Origin of the sequence: Agromyces sp. Marseille-P2726, assembly GCF_902809835.1 — a bacterium.
Taxonomy (GTDB): Bacteria; Actinomycetota; Actinomycetes; order Actinomycetales; family Microbacteriaceae; genus Agromyces.
Genome location: NZ_CADDWM010000012.1, coordinates 38,288 through 64,063, shown reverse-complemented (window position 1 = coordinate 64,063; position 25,776 = coordinate 38,288). Strand labels below are relative to the sequence as shown.

General features: G+C 69.8%; 18 protein-coding genes. 11 read left to right on the top strand and 7 right to left on the bottom strand.

From position 1 onward, the window contains the following. Nucleotides 1-104: 104 nt before the first annotated feature. Nucleotides 105-932 (top strand): DUF4097 family beta strand repeat-containing protein, encoded by an 828-nt coding sequence (locus tag HUS56_RS06545; protein WP_173922598.1) that lies wholly within the window; start codon nt 105-107, stop codon nt 930-932. A gap of 26 nt (nt 933-958) precedes the next feature. Here the strand turns inward: HUS56_RS06545 and HUS56_RS06540 are convergent, their stop codons facing one another. Continuing rightward, a complete protein-coding gene (locus HUS56_RS06540; protein ID WP_173922597.1) occupies nt 959-2,932 on the bottom strand; it encodes a M13 family metallopeptidase in 1,974 nt (657 codons plus the stop codon). Between the two features lie 183 nt (nt 2,933-3,115). On the opposite strand from HUS56_RS06540, the gene HUS56_RS06535 reads away from it, so the two are divergent. Beyond that, a complete protein-coding gene (locus HUS56_RS06535; protein WP_254431349.1) occupies nt 3,116-3,760 on the top strand; it encodes a DUF305 domain-containing protein in 645 nt (214 codons plus the stop codon). Between the two features lie 128 nt (nt 3,761-3,888). Here the strand turns inward: HUS56_RS06535 and HUS56_RS06530 are convergent, their stop codons facing one another. Beyond that, complete coding sequence (locus HUS56_RS06530) at nt 3,889-5,697, bottom strand: LVIVD repeat-containing protein (RefSeq protein WP_217423954.1); 1,809 nt, start codon at nt 5,695-5,697, stop codon at nt 3,889-3,891. 205 nt (nt 5,698-5,902) lie between these two features. On the opposite strand from HUS56_RS06530, the gene HUS56_RS06525 reads away from it, so the two are divergent. Next, nucleotides 5,903-7,258 carry an MATE family efflux transporter gene (locus HUS56_RS06525; RefSeq protein WP_173922595.1) on the top strand — a complete coding sequence of 452 codons (1,356 nt, stop codon included), beginning with the start codon at nt 5,903-5,905 and terminating at the stop codon, nt 7,256-7,258. 9 nt (nt 7,259-7,267) lie between these two features. Here the strand turns inward: HUS56_RS06525 and HUS56_RS06520 are convergent, their stop codons facing one another. The 3 genes from HUS56_RS06520 to tdh form a co-directional block, all read right to left on the bottom strand. Continuing rightward, on the bottom strand, nt 7,268-8,356 hold the full coding sequence (locus HUS56_RS06520; RefSeq protein WP_254431322.1) for a substrate-binding domain-containing protein: 1,089 nt from the start codon (nt 8,354-8,356) through the stop codon (nt 7,268-7,270). A 504-nt stretch (nt 8,357-8,860) separates the two neighbouring features. Further along, a complete protein-coding gene (locus HUS56_RS06515; protein ID WP_173922594.1) occupies nt 8,861-10,048 on the bottom strand; it encodes a glycine C-acetyltransferase in 1,188 nt (395 codons plus the stop codon). A 2-nt stretch (nt 10,049-10,050) separates the two neighbouring features. Beyond that, nucleotides 10,051-11,094 (bottom strand): L-threonine 3-dehydrogenase, encoded by a 1,044-nt coding sequence (tdh, locus tag HUS56_RS06510; RefSeq protein WP_173922593.1) that lies wholly within the window; start codon nt 11,092-11,094, stop codon nt 10,051-10,053. Nucleotides 11,095-11,367: 273 nt separating this feature from the next. On the opposite strand from tdh, the gene HUS56_RS06505 reads away from it, so the two are divergent. The 4 genes from HUS56_RS06505 (at nt 11,368) to HUS56_RS06490 (ending at nt 14,835) form a co-directional block, all read left to right on the top strand. Next, nucleotides 11,368-12,678 (top strand): MFS transporter, encoded by a 1,311-nt coding sequence (locus HUS56_RS06505; RefSeq protein ID WP_254431321.1) that lies wholly within the window; start codon nt 11,368-11,370, stop codon nt 12,676-12,678. Nucleotides 12,679-12,760: 82 nt separating this feature from the next. Further along, on the top strand, nt 12,761-13,264 hold the full coding sequence (locus tag HUS56_RS06500) for a hypothetical protein (RefSeq protein WP_173922592.1): 504 nt from the start codon (nt 12,761-12,763) through the stop codon (nt 13,262-13,264). A 95-nt stretch (nt 13,265-13,359) separates the two neighbouring features. Continuing rightward, the gene (nucS, locus tag HUS56_RS06495; protein WP_173922591.1) at nt 13,360-14,055 is read left to right on the top strand and encodes an endonuclease NucS; all 696 of its coding nucleotides are present in this window, start codon (nt 13,360-13,362) and stop codon (nt 14,053-14,055) included. Nucleotides 14,056-14,139: 84 nt separating this feature from the next. After that, the gene (locus tag HUS56_RS06490; RefSeq protein ID WP_254431320.1) at nt 14,140-14,835 is read left to right on the top strand and encodes an HAD hydrolase-like protein; all 696 of its coding nucleotides are present in this window, start codon (nt 14,140-14,142) and stop codon (nt 14,833-14,835) included. A 47-nt stretch (nt 14,836-14,882) separates the two neighbouring features. On the opposite strand, the gene HUS56_RS06485 is transcribed toward HUS56_RS06490, so the two are convergent. After that, nucleotides 14,883-15,317 (bottom strand): hypothetical protein, encoded by a 435-nt coding sequence (locus tag HUS56_RS06485; RefSeq protein WP_173922590.1) that lies wholly within the window; start codon nt 15,315-15,317, stop codon nt 14,883-14,885. 310 nt (nt 15,318-15,627) lie between these two features. Between HUS56_RS06485 and HUS56_RS06480 the strand changes: the two genes are divergently transcribed. Beyond that, complete coding sequence (locus HUS56_RS06480) at nt 15,628-18,465, top strand: immune inhibitor A domain-containing protein (RefSeq protein WP_173922589.1); 2,838 nt, start codon at nt 15,628-15,630, stop codon at nt 18,463-18,465. A 60-nt stretch (nt 18,466-18,525) separates the two neighbouring features. Here the strand turns inward: HUS56_RS06480 and HUS56_RS06475 are convergent, their stop codons facing one another. Further along, nucleotides 18,526-19,170 (bottom strand): TetR/AcrR family transcriptional regulator, encoded by a 645-nt coding sequence (locus HUS56_RS06475; protein ID WP_217423953.1) that lies wholly within the window; start codon nt 19,168-19,170, stop codon nt 18,526-18,528. A gap of 151 nt (nt 19,171-19,321) precedes the next feature. Here HUS56_RS06475 and HUS56_RS06470 point away from each other — a divergent pair, with 151 nt between their 5' ends. The 3 genes from HUS56_RS06470 to HUS56_RS06460 all read left to right on the top strand — a co-directional run bounded on the left by HUS56_RS06470 (nt 19,322) and on the right by HUS56_RS06460 (nt 25,771). Continuing rightward, nucleotides 19,322-21,976 (top strand): DUF4062 domain-containing protein, encoded by a 2,655-nt coding sequence (locus HUS56_RS06470; protein ID WP_254431348.1) that lies wholly within the window; start codon nt 19,322-19,324, stop codon nt 21,974-21,976. Next, the gene (locus tag HUS56_RS06465; RefSeq protein ID WP_173922587.1) at nt 21,973-24,603 is read left to right on the top strand and encodes a DUF4062 domain-containing protein; all 2,631 of its coding nucleotides are present in this window, start codon (nt 21,973-21,975) and stop codon (nt 24,601-24,603) included. Before HUS56_RS06470 ends, HUS56_RS06465 begins: the two co-directional genes overlap by 4 nt. Before the next feature lie 61 nt (nt 24,604-24,664). Further along, nucleotides 24,665-25,771, top strand: coding sequence for a DUF998 domain-containing protein (locus tag HUS56_RS06460; RefSeq protein ID WP_173922586.1), 1,107 nt, complete (start codon nt 24,665-24,667; stop codon nt 25,769-25,771). The last annotated feature ends 5 nt before the right edge of the window (nt 25,772-25,776 follow it).

Here is a 25,776-nt window from a genome sequence, read left to right as displayed (position 1 = left end):
CTCCTCCCGGTGACCTCCCCTCCGTACCGTGAAGACATACCGCCGAGATCCCCCGCGATCGGCCGAACACCACCGCACGAGCGGTCCGAGTCAGGAAGCGAAAGATGTCCACCACACCGACCCCCAGTCCCTCGCACGCCGGCCGAACGGCTGCCCTCATCGTCGTCGGCGTGCTCATCACGGCCATGCTCGCGTGGCTCGCCGTGGCGTTCGTGCGCACCCTCACCCGTCCCGATGCATCCGGAACGTTCGAGATCTCCGAGCGATTCGACGCGGTCGTGCTCGACGGCGACCTCGCGGACGTCAGCGTTGCCTACGGCGATGTCGAGAGCGGCGAGCTGACGCTGCGCCAGAACGATTCGCGCGCGCGTCTCGCCCTCGACCATGAGGTGCGCGGCGACACCCTGCACGTCTCGCTCCGGCACGTCCGCGAGTTCGGGATCCCCGACCTGTGGTGGCCGTGGATGGGCGACCGCGCGCCCGAACTGCAGCTCGTGCTGCCCGCCGCCCTCGAGCGCGAGCCGGTGGCCCTCGACCTCCGCACGGACGTGGGCGACGTCGACGCCGTCGGAACATTCGACGACGTCTCGGCCCGCAGCCACGTCGGCGACATCGTGCTGGTCGGGTCCGCCGCGTCGCTCGACGTGACGTCGGACGTGGGCACCATCGATCTCGCCCGGTTCGACACCGAGGGTGAGCTGACCGTGCAGTCGGCCGTCGGCGACGTGACGCTCGCGCTCGAGTCGTTGCCCAGTGGCATCCGAGTCGAGACCGACCTGGGCGAGGTCGACGTGAACCTGCCGCAGGGACGCTACGCCATCACGGTCGATTCGGCGCTCGGCGAGGTCGACGTGCAGGCCGACAGCGACATGTCGGCGTCTCGTCAGTACCGCTTCGAGACGAACATCGGCAACATCTCGGTCACGAGTTGAGGGCTCGGGCCCTCCCAGCTCGCTGCCTACCAGATGGTGACGCGCTCGCTCGGATGGAGCCAGAGCGCGTCACCGTCGTCGACGTCGAACGCTCCGTAGAACTCGTCGATGTTCCGCACGATCTGGTTGCACCGGAACTCGTTGGGCGAGTGCGGATCGATGGCGAGCAGCCGGATGACCTCCTCGTCGCGGCCCTTCATCTGCCAGGCCTGCGCCCATGACAGGAAGAACCGCTGCGCCCCCGTGAGCCCGTCGATGACGGGCGGCTCCCCACCATCGAGCGACAGCACGTAGGCCTTCCACGCGATCGCGAGTCCGCCCAGATCGCCGATGTTCTCGCCGATCGTGAGAGCGCCGTTCACGTGGTGGTCGTCACCGTGCTCGGTGCCGTCGAGCTGCGCCGGCCGCAACACGTCGTACTGGGCGATGAGCGCCTTGGTGCGGTCCTCGAAGGCGGCGCGGTCGTCGTCGGTCCACCAGTCCACGAGCCGGCCGTCGCCGTCGTACTTCGAGCCCTGGTCGTCGAATCCGTGCCCGATCTCGTGCCCGATCACCGCGCCGATCGCGCCGTAGTTGGCCGCGGCATCCCGACTCGCATCGAAGAACGGGTACTGCAGGATGGCGGCCGGGAAGACGATCTCGTTGAAGCCCGGGTTGTAGTACGCGTTGATCGTCTGCGGGGTCATGAACCACTCGTCGCGGTCGATCGGCTTGCCGATCTTGCCGAGCTCGCGATTGAACTCGAACTCCGCGGTCGCCCGGACGTTGCCGATGAGGTCGTCGGGCCTGATGGCGAGGCTCGAGTAGTCGCGCCATTTCACGGGGTATCCGATCTTCGGCGTGAACTTCTCGAGCTTCTCGAGCGCGCGGGCACGTGTCTCGTCGCCCATCCACTCGAGGGCGCTGATCGATTGCCGGTACGCCTCGACGAGGTTCCCGACGAGGTCGTCCATCGCCTCCTTCGCCGCGGGCGGGAAGTGCCGTTCGACGTAGATGCGACCGACCGCCTCGCCCATCGCGCCCTCGACGAGCGAGACGCCCCGCTTCCAGCGCTCGCGCAGCTGCGGCGTGCCGGTCAGCGTGCGCCCGTAGAAGTCGAAGTTCGCGTCGACGAAGTCGCTCGAGAGGTACGCGGCGCTCGAGCGGATCACCTGCCAGGCGAGCCAGTCCTTCCACGCCGGGAGCCGCTCGGCGGTGAGCAGCTTGCCGAGACCCTCGACGAAGCTCGGCTCACGCAGCACCAGCTCGTCGAAGGCGCCCTCGGGAACGCCCATGGCGTCGCGCCAGATCTGCAGACCCACGGATGCCGCGGCCGCGGCATCCGGCCATCGGTACAGGTTGTACGTCTTCTCGCTGTCACGCGTGTCGACGTTGTTCCAGTGCACCTTGGCCAGGTCGGTCTCGAGGTCGAAGACCCGAACGGCGCGGTCGGCCGCGTCGTCGAGCTTCGCGAGGGCGAACATGCGCTCGAGGTGCGTACCGTAGGCCGTGCGCACTGCCGCGAAGCGCTCTTCACGGAAGTAGCTCTCGTCGGGCAGTCCGATGCCGCCCTGTTCGACGAAGACGAGGTAGCGCTCGGGGTTGCCCGGATCGTTGTCGACGTAGAGCTGCACGAAGCCCGACACGCCCTGCCGCTCGAGTCGGCCCAGCGTCTCGAGGAACGACTCCACCGAGTTGATGAGCGACACCTCCACGAGCTGCGCGGCGATCGGCGACGCACCCAGGAGTTCGACGTGCTGCTCGTCCATGAAGCTGGCGTAGAGATCCCCGACCTTGCGGGCTTCGGAGCCCGGCTCGGCCCGCTGGGCCTCCTCGATGATCTCGCGCACGGCCTGCTCGGCCTCCTCGTGCAGCACGAGGAACGAGCCGTAGCGGGCCTTGTCTGCCGGGATCTCGGTGCGTTCGATCCACCGGCCGTTCACGTGGCGGAAGAGGTCGTCCTGCGGACGCACCTCGGGATCGAGTTCGTCGAGCGCGATTCCTGAGGAGAGCTTCGTCATCCCCTGAGCCTATTCGCACTGTGCCCGCACACCGTGGGTGCGCTCGCCCGTCAGCGCCGGAGTTCGCGTCGATGGGCGACTTCGGCTTATATGGACACCATCCAAAAAGCGGTCGCGGGCGATCACCTCGGGGTGCGCGTGCGACCCCCCTTCGATTCGATGGCGAGGAACCGGGTGACGGCGATGAGGCGGTCCTGGCGGTTGGGAGTTGTGGCGGTGCTCGCGCTCGGCATGACCGCGTGCACGGCTGATGCGGATCCCGAGCCCACCCAGCCGGTCGTCCAGCTCGGAGCACCCGGCCAGCCGAACCGCACGATGTCGCCCGAGGAGGCTGAGGCGATCGAGGCTCCGGCGCACGTCGAAGCCGACGTGGTCTTCATGCGGAACATGATCGACCACCATTACCAGGCGATCGTGATGACCGAGTTCGTCGACGAACGCACCGACGACCGCGACATCCGGTTGCTCGCCGAGCGGATGAAGGTCAGCCAGGAGGACGAGCTCGACCTCATGGCGAAGTGGATGCAGCAACGCTCCCAGCCGATCCGAGGCGACGGCCACGACGGGCACGGCGCGGCGGAGATGCCGGGGATGCTCACCGACGAGCAACTCGATCGCCTGGAAGCGGCCGAGGGCGCTGAGTTCGACCGGCTCTTCCTCGAGTACATGATCCAGCACCATCAGGGCGCGCTGCAGATGGTGGAGGAGCTCTACCGCGACGGCGGCGGCCAGGAGCCCGCGATCGGCGAGTTCGCACGCCACGTCGAGTCGGACCAGGGCATCGAGATCGCCCGCATGCAGGAGATGCTGGCCGCGCGCACGTCCTGACGCGGGGTCGGCGGGTGCGGCACGACGGGACTCGGTTCTGCCGCTCTGACCTGCGCATGAGTCATCGCACGAAGAGAGGCCGGGCACGCGGCCCGGCCTCCCTCATGCGATCGTCGTGATCGGGTCGATCAACCCATCGACTCGGCGAGCGCATTGAGCGCCTGCACGAGGTTCGAGTCGGCTGCGGCACCCGACGTGCGAGCCGCGTTGCCGAGGAGCGTCGCCACGGCATTGGCGCTCGCCGACCCGCCCGAGAGCTTCTCGGCCTGGTCGATCGACTTGCGCACCTGCTTCAGCGCGTTGCCACTCAGGGTGCCGTCACGCTCGGCCTGGTCGACGAACGACCGCACGACCGCGAAGCTCGGCGCGTGCACCAGCTTGGTCTGCAGCTGCGCGTTGAACTCGGCCAGCTCGATCTCGCCCGCGGCGGCGATCTCGTTCGCCGACAGGTGCTCGCTCGGCGTGAATGCCAGGCTCTCGAAACCGCGCGCGATCTCGCTGCCGAGCACGTTGCCGTTGTACCAGTAAGTCGACCAGTACCCGCCGAGGTTCAGCCCCGTGGAGTTCGGTTCATCGATCGGACCGCGGTCGAGGTACGCGATCTCGACCGGGTTCGCCGTGTCGGTGAAGTCGATCACCGACAGGCCGCCCTGGTACCAGGCCTGCACCATGATGTCGCGACCCGGCACCGGCACGATCGAACCGTTGTGCGCCACGCAGTTCTCCTGGCTCGTCTGCACGGCCGGGAGCTTGTAGTAGCTCTGGAACTCCAGCTTGCCGTCGACGATGTCGAACAGTGCGTTCGCGCCCCACTCGGGCTGGTCGGTCACACGGCAGCGGGCGGAGGTTCCGCCACCCCACTCGTCGGTGAAGATGACCTTCGTGCCGTCGTTGTTGAACGTCGCCGAGTGCCAGTACGAGAAGTTCGGATCGGCGACCGCGTCGATCCGAACCGGGTTCGCCGGGTCGGAGATGTCCATCAGGATGCCGTTGCCCTGGCACGCGCCCGCGGCGAGCCCGATCTCGGGGTAGGCCGTGATGTCGTGGCACGTGTTCGTGTTGGGCAGCGGGCTGTACGCCGTGCCGCTCGGGTGCGCGGTACCCGCCGGGGTGTTCTGCAGGCCGTTGAACGCGCCGGTCGCCGGGTCGATGAAGATCCGCGGCTGGCTGACGATCGACGCCGTCTGCGGCGCCGCGAGCGGCACCTTGATGACGTCGATGCGCCACTGGGTGGGGTTGCCCGACGTGACGGGGGTTTGCGTGTTGGAGTTGGCGTTCTCGCAGCCCGCGAGCTCTGCGGCCGGCCGGACTCCCGATGTACCCGAGTTGTAGATGTAGATGTTCTCGGAGTCGTTGGGGTCGGTCACCAGCGTGTGCGTGTGCGAGCCACGGCACGTCTGCACGCCCGGCAGCTGCACCGGGTTGTCGATGTCGCTGATGTCGAAGATGCGCACGCCGCGGAACCGGTCCGTGTTGACCTGGCCGGGCACGCCCTGCGTGCCGCAGTCGATCCGGCCGCGGGTCTCCTCGACCGACATGAACAGCAGGTCGCCGTAGACCGACACGTCGCCCTGGCCGCCGGGGCACACGAACGACGACCGCAGCGTCGGAGCTGCGCCATCCTCGATGTCGTACACCTGGAAGCCGTTGAAGTTGCCGACGATGGCGTGATCGCCCGTGAACGCCAGGTCGGAGTTCACGAAACCGAAGTTGCCCGGCGGGGCGTCGAACGGCGCCTCGCGTGGAAGGCTCGCCAGCAGGTCGATGTTGCTCGTCGCCATCCCGGCGTCGAAGTACCCCGGCATGAGTCCCTCACGGGGGTCTTCGTCGGCGGCCGTCGCGGCGGTGGCCGTCATCAGTGACGTGCCGAGGATCAGCGCCCCGGCGGCCGCAAGCGCTCGCCTGCGCCATCGGACGGGTGGAGAGGTGGTTCTCATCGGTGGTCTCGCTTTCTCGTATCGCGTTTCGTGCATCGATGCGATCGACGCCCTCCGACGGGCGAGCCGCACGTCATCGTTGCGGCTCGCGGCCACAAGGGCCGACCTGTGCGACAAACGTAGCGGCAAAGGCAGACGGAGCGCACTATCCGCTTTCCACTTTTCTCGTCGCTGTCAGGGGCGCGGCCTAGGCTCGAAAACACCGATGACCATTCCAACCACGTCCTCCGCGCGACGCGCCGTCGACCGCGACATCCTGCGCCTCGCGGTGCCCGCGCTCGGTGCGCTGATCGCCGAGCCGCTCTTCCTCCTCACCGACACCGCGATGGTCGGGCACCTCGGCGCGACGCCCCTCGCCGGTCTGGGGCTCGCGAGCGCGGTATTGCAGACGATCATCGGGCTGATGGTGTTCCTCGCCTACGCGACGACCCCCATGGTGGCGCGCCGGCTCGGCGCCGGCGACGAGCGCGGCGCCGTGGCATCCGGCGTCGACGGGTTGTGGCTGGCACTCGGGCTCGGCGTCGTGATCGCCCTTGCCGGGTGGTTCGCGACGCCGTGGCTCGTCGGCATCTTCGGGGCATCCGCGCAGGTCGCGGAGGCGGCATCCACCTATCTCTCGATCTCGATGGCCGGCCTGCCCGCCATGCTCCTCGTGTTCGCCGCATCGGGCCTGCTCCGCGGACTGCAGGACACGCGCACGCCCCTCTGGGTGGCCGGCGTGGGCTTCACCGCGAACATCGCGCTCAACGCGCTCTTCATCTACGGGTTCGGCCTGGGGATCGCGGGGTCGGCGATCGGCACCGTCATCGCGCAGTGGGGCATGGTCGTGGTGTACCTCATCGTGATCGCGCGCCACGCCACGCGCGTCGGGGCGAGCCCGTGGCCGCACCATGCGGGACTGCTGCGCGGCGCGGCGTCGGGTGGCTGGCTGTTCCTCCGCACGGCGAGCCTGCGCGCGGCCCTGCTGCTCGCCACCTGGGCGGCGACCGCACTCGGATCCGACGAGCTCGCGGCCTACCAGGTGGCGATCACGCTGTACTTCACCCTCGGGTTCGCGCTCGACGCGCTCGCGATCGCGGCGCAGGCGCTCGTCGGCAAGGGGCTCGGCGCAGGAGACGTCGACCACGTTCGAGCCGTGCTTCGTCGGTGCCTGCTCTGGGGAGTCGGGTCGGGCGTCGTGCTCGGCGGGCTCGTCATCGCGACCGCCTGGGTGCTGCCGGTCGTGTTCACGTCGTCGGCCGAGGTTGCTGCGCTGCTGCCGCCGTCGCTCGTGGTGCTCGGGCTCTCGGCGCCGCTCGGCGGGCTCGTCTTCGTGCTCGACGGCGTGCTCATCGGTGCGGGCGACGCCCGCTACCTCGCGTGGACCGGTTTGGTGAATCTCGCCGTGTTCGTGCCGCTCGCGCTCGGGGTGGTCTGGTGGTCGGATGCCGCGGGGCTGCCCGGTGCCGCGTCGCTGGCCTGGCTCACCGCATCGTTCGCGATCGGCTACCTGGCGGCGCGGGCGGTCACGCTCTGGCTCCGCGCGAGGGGCACGGCGTGGCTGGTCGTGGGATCGGCCTGACCGGGCCCTTCAGCCGCGCGGCGGCGCGGTGGTATCCCCCACATGCAGCGTGCTCGTGAAGTGCATCGCCTCGGCAGGCAGACCGGGCTCGCCCTCGAGCAACCGCACGAGCGCCTCGCCGGCCGCCCGGCCCTTCGCCACCGAGGGCTGCACCAGCGTCGTCAGGTCGTGCTGCAGCCCGTCGACACGGATGCCGTCGAACCCGACCACGCTCAGCTCGGCGGGTACCGCGATACCGAGCTCCTCCGCGGCCCAGATGACGCCGGCGGCGAGCAGGTCGCTCTGCGCGATGATCGCCGTGGGGCGAGCCGCGGGGTCGGCGAGCAGCTCCTTCGCGGCGGCCCAGCCCTCCTCGACCGAGCTCGCGGCTGCAGCGCGCCCGGTCGCGTGGGGGAAGACGTCCCACACCCCGAGCAGCCGCTCCCTGGCGGTGTCGGCGGTGCTGTTCGAGGCGAGCTGCTCGGTGATGGGGCCACGCGTGCGCTCGGGGTCGAGGGGAAGCGTGACGAGCGCGACATCCGTGTGGCCGAGCTCACGCAGGTGCTCTGCGGCACGCCTGGTCGCCTCGCGGTTGTCGAGCGAGATCTCCGGAACATCCTCGGCCGTCGCGCCCTCGATGGCGACCGCAGGGATGCCGCGACGACGCAGTGCCTCGACCGAGTGCGACAGGCGCGGGCTGCACCCGACGAGCACGACGGCGTCGACGGGGGCGCTCTCGATGCCCAGGGCGGTGTCGCCGGTCTCGCCCGTGTCGGTCAGGAGCAGCAGGCCGGCCCCGAGCGGCGCGATGCCCTCGGTGAGGCCGTCGAGCATCTGGATCTTCACGGGGTCGAGGAAGGCGGCGCGGATGCGCTCCTCGAGCACCACGCCGACGATGCCCGAGCGTCCTCTGCGAAGTGACCGCCCGCGGGGATCGGGACCAGCATAGCCGAGCTCGGATGCCGCGGCGAGCACGCGCTGCTTCGTGGCATCCGACACCGGACCGGCGCCGCTGAAGGCCAGCGAGGCGGTCGAGGCCGACACGCCGGCCTTCGCCGCGACGTCGGCGAGCGTCGGGCGGGCGATGGTGCCGGTGTGCGGCGCAGGCTCTCCGTTCACGATTCGATTCTACGATCGAATCGATTCGAGCGAGCGGTGATCGAGTAGCGCCGCCAGCTGTGCCGGGCGGTGATCGAGTAGCGCCGCCGAAGGCGACGGCTGCGCCGCCCGGTGATCGAGTAGCGCCGCCGAAGGCGACGCGTATCGAGATCCTCCTCCGGCAACGTCTCGATACGCGTCCGGCTGGCGCCGGGCGCTACTCGACGACCGGGCGGTGCCGGGCGCCACTCGACGACCGGACTGGCGCCGCGCGGTGATCGAGTAGCGCCGCCGAAGGCGACGCGTATCGAGATCCTCCTCCGGCAACGTCTCGATACGCGTCCGGCCCCGCCGGGCGCCACTCGACGAACTGGCGGTGCCGGGCGCTACTCGACGACCGGACCCGCGCCGCGCGGCGATCGAGGAGCGCCGCCGGAGGCGACGCGTATCGAGATCCTCCTCCGGCAACGTCTCGATACGCGTCCGGCTGCGCCGGGCGCTACTCGACGACCGGGCTGCGCCGCGCTACCCGGCCGCGCCGACCTCGTGGCGGGCCGCGACGAACGCCTCGACGCAGCGGCGGATCTCGTCGTCCGAGTGCGCCGCCGACAGCTGCACGCGGATCCGAGCCTTGCCCTTCGGCACGACCGGGTACGAGAAGGCGGTGACGTAGACGCCGTGCCGCTGCAGCCCGTCGGCGATGCGCGCCGTCAGCGCCGCGTCTCCGAACATGACGGGCACGATCGCGTGCTCGCCGGGCAGCAGGTCGAAGCCGGCATCCGTCATCAGCGAGCGGAACAGCGCGGCGCTGGCCTTCAGCCGCTCGCGCAGTTCACCCGACGAGGCGAGCAGGTCGAGCGCTTGCAGCGTGCCGGCGACGATCGCGGGGGCGAGCGTGTTGGAGAAGAGGTATGGCCGCGCCCGCTGCCGCAGCAGGTCGACGATCTCCTGGCGCGCGGAGACGTAGCCACCGGATGCCCCGCCGAGCGCCTTCCCGAAGGTGCCGGTCGTGATGTCGATGCGGCCTTCGACGCCGCAGTACTCCGGCGTTCCCCGGCCGTGCTCGCCGACGAAGCCCACCGCATGCGAGTCGTCGACGAAGACCAGCGCCTCGTACCGCTCGGCGAGGTCGCAGATCTCGCGCAGGGGCGCGATGTACCCGTCCATCGAGAAGACGCCGTCGGTGACGATCACGCGCCGGCGTGCGTCGGCCGCCTCCTGCAGCTGGGCCTCGAGGTCGGCCATGTCGCGATTCCGGTAGCGGAACCGGCGCGCCTTCGAGAGCCGGATGCCGTCGATGATCGACGCGTGGTTCAGCTCGTCAGAGATGATCGCGTCGTCGGCGCCGAACAGCACCTCGAAGACGCCGCCGTTCGCATCGAAGCACGACGAGAACAGGATGGTGTCGTCGTATCCGAGGAACTCGGACACGCGCCGCTCGAGCTCGAGGTGCTGCTCCTGCGTGCCGCAGATGAACCGCACGCTCGCCATGCCGTAGCCCCACTCGTCGAGACCGCGATGTGCCGCCTCGACGATGCGCGGGTCGTTCGCGAGGCCGAGGTAGTTGTTGGCGCAGAAGTTCAGGATGTCGCGGCCCCCGACCTCCACCTCGGACGACTGCGGACCGTGGATGCCGCGCTCGCGCTTCGTGAGCCCGGCCGCCTCGATCACCTCGAGCTCGTCCCGGAGCTGGTCGCGAATCGTTCCGTACATGCCTAGACCTCCGTCCAGTCGAGGATGACCTTGCCGACGCCGCCGGATGCGGCCGCGTCGAAGGCGGTGCGCCACTGTCGCGCCGGGTAGCGGTCGCTGATGATCGACGCGACGCGCGAGCGGAGCTCGGTGCTGGTCTGCAGCATCGCGCTCATCGAGTTCCACGTCTCGAACATCTCGCGACCATAGATGCCCTTCATCGTGAGCATGTGCGTCACGACCTTGCCCCAGTCGATCGCGAACGGTTCGGCGGGGAGGCCGAGCAGCGCGATTCGGCCGCCGTGGTTCATGTTCTCGATCATCTCGGGCAGGGCCGCTGCCGATCCCGACATCTCGAAGCCGACGTCGAAGCCCTCGCGCATGCCGAGACGGCCCTGCACGTCGCGGATCCGCTCGCGCGACACGTCGACCGCGGCATCCGCCCCCATCGCACGTGCGAGCTCGAGGCGGGCCGGGCTCACGTCGCTCGCGACGATGAAGCGGGCACCGACATGGCGCGCGACCGCGATCGACATCAGGCCGATCGGCCCGCAGCCGGTCACCAGCACGTCCTCGCCGACGACAGAGAACGCGAGGGCGGTGTGCACGGCGTTGCCGAACGGGTCGAAGATGGCGCCGACCTCGGGTTCGACGGTGGCGTGGTGCACCCAGACGTTCTCGCCGGGGATGACGATGTACTCGGCGAATGCGCCGTCGCGGTGGAGACCCACGCCCTTCGTGCGGATGCACATCTGCCGACGTCCGGCGCGGCAGTTGCGGCACATGCCGCACACGATGTGCCCTTCGCCCGAGACGTGGTCGCCGACGACCACGTCGTGCACCAGCTCGCCCACCTCGACGACCTCGCCGTAGAACTCGTGACCGGGCACGAGGGGCGCACGGATCTCGGCGGCGGCCCAGTCGTCCCACTTCTCGATGTGGAGATCGGTGCCGCAGATGCCGGTGCGCAGCACCCGGATCTTCACGTCTGCCGGCCCCGGCTCGGGCTCGGGACGATCGACGAGTTCGAGTCCCGCGGCGGGCGCGGGCTTGTACAGGGCCTTCATCGGCTGCCTTCTTCGTACGGGCGCCCGCGGGATGTGCCGGCGCCGGGCTCGTGCGCCGAGGGTCACGACGCACGTCGAGGTGACCGGAACATCGTACCGAGCCGGCCGGCACGTGACTGACGATGGCTTGCGCACGGCCTCTGCGCGGGCGTATCGTGGTCGAATCGATTCGATCGAATCGATTCGAGCGTGACGTTCCGACGAGCGTCGGCCCGCCTGTTCTCGCCGAGATCCGACCACGACTCCGATCACGGCCCCGACCACGAGGCAGTAATGTCGCAGCACCAGCACCCCGAGACCGACATGGCAGAGACCCACGACGAGCACCGCGTGAGCCCCGCCGGGCCCGCCCGGCCCCGTCGTGAGCTGGTCGCGTGGCGCAACGCCGTCTTCACGATCTTCTTCCTGTCGGGGCTGAGCCTCGCCAGCTGGGTCGCGCGACTTCCCGCGATCCGCGACGAGATCGGCGTCAGCACGCAGGGCGTCGGCCTGATCATCCTGGCCATGTCGATCAGCTCGATCATCGGACTCGTCGGCGCGCCGTGGATCATGGCACGTTTCGGCGCCCGCCTCGGCATGTCGGGCGTCCTGCTGCTCGTCTCTGCCGGACTCGTGCTGATCGGGATCGGCGGCTCGATCACGCCGTCCGTGCCGTTGGTCGTCATCGGCCTCGCACTGTTCGGATTCGGCAACGGATCGGTCGACGTCATGATGAACGTCGAAGGGGCCGAGGCCGAACGGGAGCTCGGCAAGACCGTCATGCCGCTCATGCACGCGTTCTTCAGCTTCGGCACGGTCGCCGGCGCAGCGCTCGCGGTCGCGGCATCCGCCATCGCACTTCCGGTGTGGGGCCACCTCGGCATCATCGCCGGCCTCATCGGCGTCGTCGCGATCATCGCCGTTCGGTTCGTGCCGGTGCGCGAGGAGCCGGGCGACGGCCCGCACGCCGAAGCCCCCCGCGAGCCGCGGAGCACGCGGGTCAAGCGCAGCCTTCGGGTCTGGGCCGACCCTCGCCTGCTCCTGATCGGCGTCGTCATGCTGGGCATGTCGTTCGCCGAGGGCAGCGCCAACGACTGGCTGGCCATCGCCGCCGTCGACGGCCACGGCCTCGACCAGACCGCCGGCGCCGCCATGTTCACCGTGTTCACGATCGCGATCACGACCGCTCGGGTGTTCGGAGGCCCGTTCATCGACCGGTTCGGTCGCGTCGCGATGCTGCAGAGCATGTCGGCCATCGGTGTTGTGGGCCTCGCGCTGTTCATCTTCTCGAGTGAGCCGTGGATGATCATCGCCGGCACGGTGCTCTGGGGTATCGGCTGCTCCCTCGCGTTCCCAGTCGGCATGTCGGCCGCGGCCGATGTGCGCGATCGGGCGGATGCCGCAGCCCGCGTCAGCGCGGTCGCCATGATCGGGTACTGCGCGTTCCTGGTCGGCCCGCCGCTCATCGGGTTCCTCGGCCAGACGTTCGGAATCCTCAACGGGCTGATCCTCCTGCTCGCGCTCAGGGCGATGGCCGGCCGGGCGGCTCCTGCCGCGCGGGAGCAGCCCGGCCCGCGCGCCCGCGCCGGCGCGCGCGGCGCGTAACGGCCAGTACGACCGCCGGCATGCTGCCGAATTCCCCGCACGGGGGCTGCCGCGGGCCGGGGCAGCACGGCAGAATGCCGACATGACCGCGCCAGACTCGAGGGCTGCCGCCAAGGCCGCAGGCGGAAGCGCGTCCGCTCGCGACGAGCCGCTTCCCGAGCACACCCGACCGCCAGGCGTCGACGACGGCACCGTCGACGCCCTCGGCAAGCTCTCCGAGGCGCTCGAGGTGATCGAAGACGCCCGCGGCTCGCTCTACCGCTTCCACCGCCTGACCGGCACGGCGGACCTGGCGATCGGCGAGGCCGTCGAGCTGTTCCGCGCGGCCGGACACGAAGCGATCGCCGACCGCATCGAGGAGGAGGTCGTCGGCCGCAATGTGCTCGAGGGCCGCTGGACGTTCCAGGTCGTGGAAGAGTACGACGACGGCTACTACGCCGCCGTGAAGGATGCCGAGCGAGCGGCCCGGGACGCCCTCATCCAGGGTCGTCGCCACGTCTACGAGGCCGAGATGAAGGAGCGCGAGCGCACGCACGGACGCCGCCACCACGAGGCGCGACCCGACGACGCGCCGCGGCAGGCCTGAGCGCGAGCCCGACGCCGGCGGCGGCATCCGCCCCGGCGATGCGGCAACGGACCATGGCATCGGCTCGCGGCATCCGCTCGCCGTACACTCGACAGGTGCGTCTCGTGATCGCCCGATGCTCCGTCGACTACGCGGGGAGGCTCTCCGCCCACCTCCCGCTCGCGACGCGCCTGCTCATGATCAAGGGCGACGGCAGCCTGCTCGTGCATTCCGACGGGGGCAGCTACAAGCCGCTCAACTGGATGAGCCCGCCATGCACCCTCGAGACCGTCGACCCCGACGACGAGCAGCGGGCCGCGGGGGTCGCCGCGGTGTGGAAGGTCACGCACAGGAAGACGGCCGACCAGCTCATCGTGTCGATCCACGAGGTGCTGCACGACTCGTCGCACGAGCTGGGTGTCGACCCCGGACTCGTGAAGGACGGCGTCGAGGCGCACCTGCAGCAGCTGCTCGCCGAGCAGATCGAGCTCCTCGGCGAGGGACACCGGCTCGTGCGCCGCGAGTACATGACGGCGATCGGGCCGGTCGACATCCTGGCGACGGATGCCACGGGGGCGTCGGTCGCCGTCGAGCTCAAGCGGCGCGGCGACATCGACGGCGTCGAGCAGCTCACCCGCTACCTCGAGCTCATGAACCGCGACCCGCGCCTCGCGCCGGTGACCGGGGTGTTCGCCGCCCAGGAGATCAAGCCGCAGGCCCGCGTGCTCGCGGAGGACCGGGGCATCCGCTGCGTCGTGCTCGACTACGACGCCATGCGCGGTATCGACAGCGGCCACGCCAGGTTGTTCTGAACCAGCCCCTTGTGGAGGTCGCCGCCGTATGAGAGCGTTCTCTCCCTGAGAAGGGCTCAGATTACGTACCCATATGATGTTGCGATGACTTCCACGATGCCCAATCAGACCATCGCGCCCCCGCGAACCTGGTCGGCGGTGCTGTTCGACCTCGACGGCACGATCGTCGACTCCGCAGCCGACATCACGGCGTCGCTCGCGCACATGTTCACGGAACTCGGGCTCGATGTCCCCTCCGATGAGGTGCTCCGCTCGTACGTCGGCCCGCCGCTGCTCGACAGCCTGCGCCTGACTGCGGGCTTCGACGACGCCGAGGCGTGGGAGGCCCTCAACATCTACCGCGACCACTACGGCGAGCACGTGCTGCGCTCCCCGGTGTTCCCGGGCGTCGCGGGCGTCCTCCAGCGGCTGCACGCAGCCGGCATCCCCATCGCCCTCGCGACCTCCAAGCCCGAGTCGATGGCTCGCATCGTGCTCGATCACGCGGGCCTCAGCGAGTACTTCACCGTGATCACCGGCGCGAGCGACGACGAGGAGCTCAGCACCAAGGCCGACGTCGTCGCCGAGGCGCTGCGACGACTGCAGGAGAACGGCATCGACACGAGCAACGCGGTGATGGTCGGCGACCGCGGCTACGACACCCTCGGGGCCGCGGCCAACGGCGTGCCCACCATCATGGTCGAGTGGGGCTACGGCTCCCCGGCCGAAGCCGGCGACGCGCTCGCGGTGGTGCACTCCACCGACCAGTTACGCGGACTGCTGCTCGGCTCGACTCAGTAACGTCCGCGCGCACTCTCTCTCCGGCCTGCATCAGCCTTCGGCCGACCTCACCCTCCGCCCGACTTCGGCACGACCTCGACCGTGAAGGTCACGGTGTCGCCGGTCTCGCCGTTCTCGAGCACGACCTCGGTCTCACCCACCGACTCGGCGGTGAGGCCCGGGTTGAACTGAGCGCTTCCATCGTCGCGGCCGGGCACGAACTCGACGATCGACGGGTCTGCGATCTCGGCCGTCCACTCGGTGAACGTCTCGTCGTCGCCCGTCAGGTCGATCGAAGATCCCTCGGGCACCTCCACCGCCGTGCCGTCGACCGTGTCGAGCTCCACGATCACCGGTGGAAGCGCCGAGGCCCCTCCCGAGGGATCGCCTCCCGATCCCCCGCTCGAGCATCCCGCCAAGCCGACCGCCATGGCACCGACGGACATGACGAGCACGGATGCCGCCAGCCGACGCCGCGCACCCGTCCCGTGCGTTTCCAGCATCATCGACCCCCTGGCCAGATCGTACGCCGCACAGTGCCGCCGGATGCGGCAGCCGCTCGCACGATCGGGCGAATGCGCCGCCCCGGATGCAGCTTCCCCGTCGTCCCTCGGCGGCCCAACGGTGGTTTTCGCCGTTTCGCCGCGCGAAATGCGGCGATATCGTTAAGTTGAGGCATCCTCACGCAAGAAATCTGCTCGCGAATCTTCCCATGACCCCCCTTCTCGGGGCAGGATGCCGTTTACGTCCGTCTACCGGCGGGCGTTGTTTCGTGCCCTGACGTCAACTCGTCGGGCACTCGAAGGGAGAAGCATGTCTGGATCCACGCCCCGCGCGCGCAAGCGCGCGGTCGCGGCCATTCCAGTGCTCGCGCTCGCCGCCACCGGTCTGGTGTCGTTGGGAGCGGGCTCTGCGGTCGCAGCGGAGTCGCCGGTGTCGCCGCCGGTGATCGGCGATTCCGAGTACTACATGAACTACGTCGCTCCGCGCGCCGAGACGGCATTCGGCTCCGACGATGAAGCCGGGGTCGACATCACGGGCGCGACAGTGGCCGACGGGGCCGCCGCCGTCGACGCAGACGCGGCCATCGCCAAAGCCGATGCGCTCGACCGCAAGTTCGGCCAGGGCAACCCGGTCGCCGCTCAGGGGCTCGCAATGCTCGAGTCGAAGTCGATCCAGACCGGCGCGAGCCCGAAGGCGATCAAGCAGAAGCAGCTCAAGCAGTCGAAGACGACGCAAGAGGCCAAGCTGCTGACGATCCTCGTCGAGTTCTCGGACACCGCCAACGACGACTTCACCGGCTCGTACGTTCCGACCGCGTTCGGCGCGACCGACTGCAAGCCGGGCTCCGTGCAGAACGGGCCGCTGCACAATAACATCCCGAACCCCGCCGACTACGAGCTCGAAGACAACAACTCGATGTGGGTCGAGGACTTCTCGTCCGAGCACTTCAACAAGATGCTCTTCACCGACGAAGGCATCACCGAGCGCGTCCGCACCGATCTCACCGGCCCCGACGGCAAGCCCGGCTTCGACATCTCGGGCTACACGATGAAGGCCATGTACGAGGAGATGTCACGCGGCGCGTACACCGTCACCGGTGAGGCGACTCCGTGGATCATGGTGCCGCACTCCGAGGCCTACTACGGCGCGAGCCTCTGCTTCAAGAACGAGGCGGGCGAGTACGAGGCCGGCGCGATCCAGGACATGCAGGGTCACCCCGACAACCCGCTCGGCCCCGGCCAGCTGCCCATCGACGCCGTCGCTGCGCTCGCTGCCGCGCAGCCCGACTTCCCGTGGGACGAGTACGACATCGAGGACCAGGGCGACCGCGACGGCGACGGCAATGTGCTCGAGCCCGACGGCGTGATCGACCACGTCGTGCTGGTGCACGCCGGTGAGGACAAGTCGGGCGGCGGCGGCGCCGAGGGCACCTATGCGATCTGGGCGCACTCGTCGGCCGTGGCCGGCGGCGCCGACATCCCGGGCACCGACCTCAAGCTCTCGAACTACATCGTGCAGCCCGAGGACTCGGGCGTCGGCGTGTTCGCGCACGAGTACGGCCACGACCTCGGCCTGCCCGACCTGTACGACACCTCGGGCGTCGGCAGCTCCGACATCGACTTCTGGGACCTCATGTCGTCGGGTTCGCACTCGGGTCCGATCTTCCAGTCGATGCCGAGCCACATGGGCCTCTGGGACAAGTGGGTGCTCGGCTGGGCCGACCCCGTCGAGTTGAACCCCGGCGACGACGCCACCACCGTCAAGGTCGGCCAGAACTCGCGGCCGAAGAAGGGCACACAGGACGGCGTCAAGATCAACCTGCCCGACAAGGTGGTGACCCTCGCCGAGCCGCACAGCGGCGAGAACATGTGGTACACCGGGGCGGATCAGGACTGGGCCGACCTGCGCCTGGGCCGCACGATCGAGAACGTTCCCGCCGACGCCAGGTTCTGGATGTGGAACGACTACGTGATCGAGTCCGACTGGGACTTCGGCTTCGTCGAGGTCTCGACCGACGGCGGCACGACGTGGACCGAGCAGAAGGTCTACGCCGAGAACGGCACCGAGGTCTCGACGCCCGACAACTACGCCGACCCGAACGGCCGCATGGCCGACTACGGCAACAAGAAGTACGGACTCTCGGGTGACACGCACGGCTGGGCGCACCACTACATCGACCTCTCGGCGTACGCCGGACAGACGGTCGACGTGCGACTGCGCCTGGCGACGGATGCCGCATACCAGGACCGGGGCTGGTTCAGCGACGACTTCGCGCTGACCAGCGGCGGCACCGTGGTGTGGAGCGACGACGTCGAGGGCGGCGAGAACGGCTGGGCCACCGAGGTCGCGTCGTTCACGACGACCACCGGCCCGGGCTGGCGCATGGACACCGGCACCTCGATCAAGGCGCAGTACTACCTGGTCGAATGGCGCAACTTCGACGGGTTCGACGAGGGCCTGAAGTACGCCTACAACTCGACCTACAGCGTCGACGCCTGGAAGGTCGAGAAGCTCGCCTACAACGCGCCGGGCGCACTGGTCTGGTACCGCGACACCACCTACGGCAGCTCGAACCAGATCACCACGAACGAGGCGGCGCTGCCGAGCTACGGCGCCAAGGGTGGGCTGTTGATCGTCGACAGCCACTTCAACCCGCTGCAGCGCACGGGTGCCGCGGCCGACCTCGACCCGTCGACGCTGAACGTGATGCCCTCGCGAGCGCAGTCCTCGAACGCGGCCTTCGGCCTGACCAAGACGTACCCCTTCACGGAGTGCATCACGGACGCCGCGCTCACCGAGTACTGCACCGACGTCGCGGCTCAGGAGCCGGTGAGCACCTTCACCGACGACCGGGGCTGGGTGCCCGGTTTCGCCCTGAACGCGGCGACCGGCCAGCTCTACTACCGCGACCGTGACGCTTCGACGGTCGTCCCGTCGCTGGGCAACGCGCAGTACACGACGCCGCTGTACGACCTGCTGGGCAACCGCCTGCCGGCGTACGACGGTCTCGACATCGGCCTCGGCCCGTTCGGTTCGGGCAACCCGGCCGACTCGGGCGTGGGCTACGGCACGGTCATCACGGTCAAGAAGGCCATGGATGACAACCGCGCAGCACTGATCAGCATCACCCCGCCCCGCGCGGAGTGACCTGACGGATGCACCGACGAGGCGTCGGCCCTGGTGGGTCGGCGCCTCGTCGCATGCGGCCTACTCGAGCACCGGAACGCGTCGCTCGAGGCCATCGAGCAACCGGTCGAGGCCGAAGCGGAATCCGGCATCGCCCGAGGAGACGTCGCCGGTCGCCGCGCTGCGGGGGAACCCCGCGGCATCCGACCAGAGCGGCACGCCCGGCTCGTGCGACCCGTCGCCGGCCGCCGCGGCGGTCCCCGCGTCGAGCAGGGCCGCGCCGAGCACGTACGACCGCACTGCATGCGCTGCGTGCGCGCCCTCGGCGTCGGGCATCCCCTCGCGCACGAATCCGGCGATGAGCACCTCGTTGAGGGCGAGCGCATGCGCCCCGTCGAGTGGGCCGCTCGTCACCAGCACGATCGCACCGGCGTGTTCCGCCAGTCGCGACCGGAGCGCGGCGGCGAGTGCGTGCACCCGGTCGCGCCACGGCCGATCGTCGTCGGATGCCGCAGCCAGGTCGGTCGTCGAGAGCAGCTGCTCGACCATGGCTCGCAGCAGGGCGGCCTTCGACGGGAAGTAGGTGTACATCGCCGCCGGCGTGAGTCCGACGGCGGCGGCGACCCTCCGCACCGAGACGGCGCCGAAGCCCTGCGCCTCGAGGATGCCGAAGGCGGCTGCGACGATGTCGGCCTGGCTGAGGCTGCGCCTCGGTCCGGGTTTCATGCGGCTCCTCGGGATCAGCCATCCACGCTAGCGCAGTCCCCGCGGCAGACCCGTTCAGGTGATGGACGGAGGCCGCGCCGACGGCTGACAATTGCAGGATGGGGCATCGAGGTGGATGCAGCCCGACGACGCGAGCGGGATCGGCGTGAGCATGCGTACGGACGGGCGCGTGATCCGCACGCCCGACCAGCGGCTGCGGGTGTTCGTCAGCTCGACCCTGAAGGAGCTGGAGCCCGAGCGACGAGCCGTACGCCGCGCCATCGAGCGGTTGCACCTGGCGCCCGTCATGTTCGAGCTCGGTGCCAGGCCGCATCCGCCGCGCGAGTTGTATCGCGCCTACCTCGAGCAGAGCGACGTCTTCGTCGGCATCTACTGGCAGCAGTACGGCTGGATCGCCCCGGGCGAGGACATCTCGGGCCTGGAGGACGAGTACCGGCTCGCCCCGCGCGAGATGCCCAGGCTCATCTACGTGAAGCAGTCGGCCGAGCGGGACGAGCGGCTCGCAGAGCTGATCGGCCGCATCCGGGACGACGACACCGCCTCGTACACCGCGTTCTCCACCGCGGACGAGCTCGCCGGGCTGGTCGAAGGCGACCTCGCCACGCTGCTCGCCGAACGGTTCGACGCGTCACGAGCCGACACGCGGACGGCGACCGCCGCACGCGAAGCGACGCCGTCGGGACGCCTTCCGGCCCCGTTCTCGGACGCGGTCGGCCGCGAGCGCGAGGTGTCGACGCTGCTCGACTGGCTCGGGGCGGAGGGGAATCGGCTGGTCACGCTTGTGGGCCCGGGCGGGATCGGCAAGAGCCGCCTCGCGATCGAGGTCGCCCACAACGCCGGCGCCCGCTTCGACCGAGTGTCCTTCGTTCCGCTGGCGCAGGTGGGCGACCCAGGCGAGGTGCTGGGTGCGATCGCGCGAGAGCTGGGGGTTCGCGAGATCGGCGATGGCCCCTTGAGCGAGCAGCTGGGCGTCGCGCGCGCCGGCCGGCGCGACCTCATCGTCCTCGACAACTTCGAGCAGGTGGTCGAGGCCGCGACCGACGTCGTCGCGCTCCTCACCGACCTGCCCGGTGCGACGTTCCTCGTCACGAGTCGCGTCCGACTGCGGGTTCGTGGCGAGCGGGTGTTCGATGTCGACCCGCTCGCCCTGCCGGGCGATCCCGACGAGGTCTCGTACCAGGCCATCCTCGAAGCTCCCGCCGTGCGGCTGTTCCGGGATCGCGCGAATGCGGCGGATCCCCGGTTCGACGTGACCGACGACAATGCCGAGGATGTCGCCCGGATCTGCCGGGCACTCGAGGGCGTGCCGCTGGCCATCGAGCTCGCGGCGGCCCGCATCAGAGCCCTCACCCCGGCCGCCATGCTCGGCAGACTGGATCGAGTGCTTCCCCTGCTGGTCACGGCTGCGCGGGATGTTCCCGAACGCCAGCGCACCATTCGCGCGACGGTTGAGTGGAGCATCGACCTCCTGGGGCCCGATGCCCGAGCGCTGTTCGAACGGCTCGGCGTGTTCGTGGGCGACTTCAGCCTCGACGCCGTCGAGGCGGTCGCCGACGGCGAACCCTGGGCCGGTGACCTGCTCGAGACCCTGCTCGAGCTCGTCGACGGCAGCCTGCTTCGGCAGCGCGACGACCACGGCCTGCCGTTCTTCTCGATGCTCGTGCCGGTGCGCGAGATCGCGGCCGCGCGCTTCGAGCTCGACCCTCATGCCGCGGCGGCGCACCGCGCGCACGGCGAGTACTACGTGCGTCTGGCCGCCGAGACCGCCCTGCAGCTGCGCGGCACGACCCAGTCCGCGGCGCTCGACCGGCTCGAGGCGGAACGCGACAACCTGCGCGCCGGATACCGCCATCTGATCGCGATCGGCGAGGTCGATCCCGTCGCCGACGCGGTGTGGCGCCTGTTCCTCTATTGGTGGATCCGCAGCCTGATGCCCGAGGCGAAGGCCTGGATGGAGACGGTGCTCGAATCGGGGCTTCCCCTCTCCCCGCGCACCCGCGCCATCGCGCGAGCCTTCTCGTCGTGGGTCGCGGTGTGGCAGCCGGATGCCGAGATCCGAACGGAATCCATGGACGAGGTGATCGCGTTCTTCCGTGAGGTGGGCGATGAGTTCAGCGAGGGACAGGCACTCACCTTCGCGTCGCTCTCCTATATGTCGGCCGCGCCGAGAGACCTCGATCGTGCGGAGGCGCTGCAGCGCTCGGCCCTCGAACTGCCGGCCATCCGGCGTGATGCCACCTTCCTTTCGCTGTTCGAATCCAACCTCGGTCGCATCCTGCTGGCTCGCGGGGACCTCGCAGGTGCCTCCGAGTGCTTCGATCGGGCTCGCGAGGGCGCCGAACGCACGGGCGATCGGTTCGCGGAGCGCATCGCACTCATCCAGGCCGGATGGCTGCGACTCTCGAAGCGCGAACCGCACCCCGAGCTGTTCTCCCGAGCCCTGGAGATCTCACTGCGCCTGCACAACGTCGACGGCGACGCGTACGCGCTCGTCGGGCTCGCGGCATCCGCCGCCGCGGTCGGCGACATCGAGCGGGCCGGCGTCTTCCTGGGAGCAGCCGAGGCGCTTCGTGCCCGCACGGGTATCGGCGACCAGCGCTCGTACGCCACGTACGAGACGTTCGTCGATGCGGTGCTCGCCACCGACCGCGCTGCCGAGTTCGAAGCGTCCCGCATCGTCGGGAGACGGATGCCGCGACGCGCGGTGCTCGAGATGGCGCTCGGTCGCGACACCGTGGCCGCCGCGACGGGTCCGGCGAGTCCGGCGAGCCTGGCGCACGAGCCGTCCTCAGGGGTGACGTCGTGAGCGGCACGGCGGAGGCGCGGGTGATCCGCACGCCCGACCAACGCCTGCGGGTGTTCGTCAGCTCGACCCTGAAGGAGCTGGAGCCCGAACGCCGGGCCGCCCGAGCGGCGATCGAGCGGCTCCGTCTCGCGCCGGTGATGTTCGAGCTCGGCGCCAGGCCGCATCCGCCGCGGCAGCTGTATCGCGCCTACCTCGAGCAGAGCGACGTCTTCGTCGGCATCTACTGGCAGCAGTACGGGTGGATCGCCCCGGGCGAGGAGATCTCGGGCCTCGAGGACGAGTACCGGCTCGCCCCACGTGGGATGCCGAAGCTCATGTACGTCAAGCAGCCGGCCGAGCGCGAGGAGCGACTCGACGAGCTCATCGCCCGCATCCGCGACGACGACACGACGTCGTACAAGTCGTTCTCGACCGCCGATGAACTGGCCGATCTCGTCGAAGGCGACCTCGCCACGCTGCTCGCCGAACGGTTCGACGCCTCGAGGGCGGACACATTCACGGCTGCTCCGGTTCCGCCGGCTGCCGATCCACCGGCGACCGGTCGGATCCCCGCACCCTTCACCGACGCCGTGGGCCGCGAGGACGACGTCGCAGCGCTGCGGGCCCTGCTCGTGGAGGATCGACGGCGCCTCGTCACCTTCGTCGGTCCCGGCGGCGTCGGCAAGAGTCGCCTGGCCATCGAGGTGGCCCGCGAGGCGGGCCCATCCTTCGACCGCGTGACATTCGTGACGCTCGAGCACGTGCGCGACCCGGCGGGCGTGCTCCCCGCGATCGCGCGCGAGCTCGGCGTGCGGGTCACCGGCGATCGGCCCATCCCCGAGCTGCTCGGAGCCGCTCGGGTCGGGCGGCGCGACCTCATCGTGCTCGACAACTTCGAGCAGGTCGTCGAGGCGGCGCCCGACATCGTCGAACTGCTGACGGACCTTCCCGACGCGACGTTCCTCGTGACGAGCCGGGTACGTCTTCGCGTGCGCGGGGAGCAGGTCTTCGACGTCGAGCCGCTCGCCATCCCGCCGGATCCCGCTCACGCTGATGTGGACGCCATCCTGGAATCCCCCGCGGTCGCGCTCTTCCGGGATCGGGCACGGGCCGCCGACCCACGGTTCGACGTGACCGCTGAGAATGCGGCGGATGTCGCCAGGATCTGTCGCGCGCTCGAGGGCGTGCCGCTGGCGATCGAGCTGGCGTCGGCGCGCATCCGCGCGCTCACCCCGGCAGCCATGCTCGCACGGCTGGATCGCGTGCTCCCGCTGCTCGTGACGTCGGCGCGCGACGTTCCCGAGCGCCAGCGCACGATCCTGGCGACGGTGGAGTGGAGCATCGACCTGCTCACGCCCGACGCGCAGGCGATGTTCACGCGGCTGGGCGTCTTCGCCGGTGACTTCAGCCTCGACGCCGTCGAGGCGGTCACCGCTGGAGCGCCATGGGCGATCGACCTGCTCGGCACGCTCCTCGAGCTCGTCGACGGGAGCCTGCTCCGCCAGCACGGCGACGCCGACGTGCCGCTCTTCTCCATGCTCGTGCCGGTACGCGAGATCGCGAGCGCGCGATTCGAGCTGGACCCCGATGCACAGACGGTGCGCCGCGCGCACGCCGACGCCTACGTGCGCCTCGCAGCGCAGATCGAGCCGCTCCTCGGCGGATCGACGCAGTTGGCCGCATTGGCACGGCTCGAGGCGGAACGCGACAACCTCCGCGCCGGATACCGCCACCTCATCGCCATCGGCGAGGTCGACCTCGTCGCGGATGCGGTCTGGCGCCTGCTGCTCTACTGGTGGATCCGGAATCTGCTGCCCGAAGCGAAGGCGTGGATGGAGGACGTCCTTGCGACCGGCGTACCGCTGGCAGAACGGACACGTGCCATCGCACTCGGATTCTCCTCATGGGTCTCACTCTCGCAGCCCGGAATGCTGGTCGACACCGCACAGATCGAAGAGAGCATCGCCCTGTTCCACGCGGTGGGCGACGAGTTCAGCGAGTCATGCGCCTACACCGTGCTGAGCATCGCCTGCACCGCCGCTTCGCCGCCCGACCTCGAACGCGCGGAAGCGACCCAGCGGCGTGCCCTCGAACTCGTCACCGGACTCGGCCGCCCGACCTTCGAGCTGCTGTTCCGCGGCGCGCTCGGCAGCGTCGAGCTGTTCCGGGGCCGTGCCGAGGCGGCGGCGGCCATCTTCGATGAGACGCGTGAGGATGCCGCCCGCATCGGCGACCTCTTCGTCGAGAGCCTGTCGCTCACGAACTCCGGCTGGGCCCGCCTCGCACTCGGCGACGCGCGCCCCGAACTGTTCGCTCGGCACCTCGAGCTTTCGCTGCGTCTCGGCAACGAGGACGGGATCGGCTACGCACTCGAGGGGCTGGTGGCCTGTGCGGCCACGGTCGGCGACGTCGACCGTGCCGGAATGCTGCTCGGCGCCGCCGAGACGGCGCGCTTGCGCACGGGCCTCATCGAGCAGCGGTCGTACGTCACGTACGGCCCGTTCGTCGAACGGCTCCTCGCCTCCGATCGTGCTGGCGAATTCGAGGCGGCGCGGGTTCGCGGCCGGGCCATGGCTCGGAGCACCGCGCTCGAGCTCGCACTCGGCGGCGACCGCACCACGGCAACGAGCGGCGCGCCTCGGCGCTGACACCCGACGAAGACCGCACGACCTCCCGGCGAAATCGTTGTCACGGGCGTACGATCCAGCCATGATCGCACCTGCCACGGCGGGCGTCGCCGCCGACTCCCAGCCGCAGCGCCGACTCGCCGTGGAATCGGAGGCCCTCCTTGCCGGAGCCGCCGCCGCCACGGTCGCGGGACTCATCGCCGTGCTGCTCTTCGCCGGCTCCGACTGGCCGCTCTGGGGCGGTCTCTCGGTCGGCCTCGTCGCGGCGGTCGCGGTACTGCTCACGGGAGTCGCCGCCGGCGCCGTCGGCTATTGGCGCTCCCGCAACCTCCCGGGCCAGGAGTGGCGGCACCGGCTGAGGTCGTGGAAGTTCACGATCGACGTCGCGACGGTCGCGGCGGTGCACGGCATCATCGGCTTCATCCTGACGACGGTGACGTTCCTGCTGTTGCAGCGGAGTTTCGAGGGGCTGGTCGTCGACGTGTGGACGTCGACGGGTGCGGTCGCCGCGGCATCCGGTCTCGCGGTGTACGGGATCTACCTCTCGGTCTCGTCGATCTCGACGCCGAAACTCGCGATGCTGCTCATCGTGTTCATGGCGACATCCGTGCTGGCCAGCATGGCAACCGTGCAGGACCCGCAGTGGTGGGAGTACCACTTCAGCCAGCTCGGCACCGGCGACGACTTCTCGAGCTCGCTGTTCAACCTCGCGCTGGTCGTCGGCGGCGCGTTCGTCACGACGTTCGCGATCTACGTCGACCGTGACCTCAGCACCCTCGTGCGGCTCGGGGTGCTTCAGCGCGCCTCCGCTCCGCGAATCGTCTCGGTCGTGTTCATCGCCATGGGGGTGCTCCTCGCCGGCGTCGGCCTCTTCCCCGTGAATGTCAACATGCCCGTGCACAACGCGTGCGCGGTGGGCCTGTCCCTCAGCTTCCTCGGCCTGCTGATCGGCTCGCCCTGGATCCTCCGCGGCATGCCGGCGCGGTTCTTCGTGATCTGCACCGGCGCCATCGTGTTGCTGCTCGCGTCGGCGCTCCTCTTCGAGCCGGTCGCCTACTACAACCTCACCGCGTTCGAGCTCGCCGCGTTCTCGATCATCTTCGGGTGGATCTCGGTCTTCATCCGGTTCGTCAGTGCCCTCACCGCCGGTGCATCGACGGATGCCGCAGCCGGCAGTCGTTCCGCCTGAACGAG

What these genes read in the sequence shown, in the direction of transcription:
- HUS56_RS06545 (WP_173922598.1), top strand. Translation starts at nt 105, where the DNA reads ATGTCCACCACACCGACCCCCAGTCCCTCGCACGCCGGCCGAACGGCT.
- HUS56_RS06540 (WP_173922597.1), bottom strand. Translation starts at nt 2,932, where the DNA reads ATGACGAAGCTCTCCTCAGGAATCGCGCTCGACGAACTCGATCCCGAG.
- HUS56_RS06535 (WP_254431349.1), top strand. Translation starts at nt 3,116, where the DNA reads ATGAGGCGGTCCTGGCGGTTGGGAGTTGTGGCGGTGCTCGCGCTCGGC.
- HUS56_RS06530 (WP_217423954.1), bottom strand. Translation starts at nt 5,697, where the DNA reads ATGAGAACCACCTCTCCACCCGTCCGATGGCGCAGGCGAGCGCTTGCG.
- HUS56_RS06525 (WP_173922595.1), top strand. Translation starts at nt 5,903, where the DNA reads ATGACCATTCCAACCACGTCCTCCGCGCGACGCGCCGTCGACCGCGAC.
- HUS56_RS06515 (WP_173922594.1), bottom strand. Translation starts at nt 10,048, where the DNA reads ATGTACGGAACGATTCGCGACCAGCTCCGGGACGAGCTCGAGGTGATC.
- tdh (WP_173922593.1), bottom strand. Translation starts at nt 11,094, where the DNA reads ATGAAGGCCCTGTACAAGCCCGCGCCCGCCGCGGGACTCGAACTCGTC.
- HUS56_RS06505 (WP_254431321.1), top strand. Translation starts at nt 11,368, where the DNA reads ATGTCGCAGCACCAGCACCCCGAGACCGACATGGCAGAGACCCACGAC.
- HUS56_RS06500 (WP_173922592.1), top strand. Translation starts at nt 12,761, where the DNA reads ATGACCGCGCCAGACTCGAGGGCTGCCGCCAAGGCCGCAGGCGGAAGC.
- HUS56_RS06490 (WP_254431320.1), top strand. Translation starts at nt 14,140, where the DNA reads ATGACTTCCACGATGCCCAATCAGACCATCGCGCCCCCGCGAACCTGG.
- HUS56_RS06485 (WP_173922590.1), bottom strand. Translation starts at nt 15,317, where the DNA reads ATGCTGGAAACGCACGGGACGGGTGCGCGGCGTCGGCTGGCGGCATCC.
- HUS56_RS06480 (WP_173922589.1), top strand. Translation starts at nt 15,628, where the DNA reads ATGTCTGGATCCACGCCCCGCGCGCGCAAGCGCGCGGTCGCGGCCATT.
- HUS56_RS06475 (WP_217423953.1), bottom strand. Translation starts at nt 19,170, where the DNA reads ATGAAACCCGGACCGAGGCGCAGCCTCAGCCAGGCCGACATCGTCGCA.
- HUS56_RS06470 (WP_254431348.1), top strand. Translation starts at nt 19,322, where the DNA reads ATGCGTACGGACGGGCGCGTGATCCGCACGCCCGACCAGCGGCTGCGG.
- HUS56_RS06460 (WP_173922586.1), top strand. Translation starts at nt 24,665, where the DNA reads ATGATCGCACCTGCCACGGCGGGCGTCGCCGCCGACTCCCAGCCGCAG.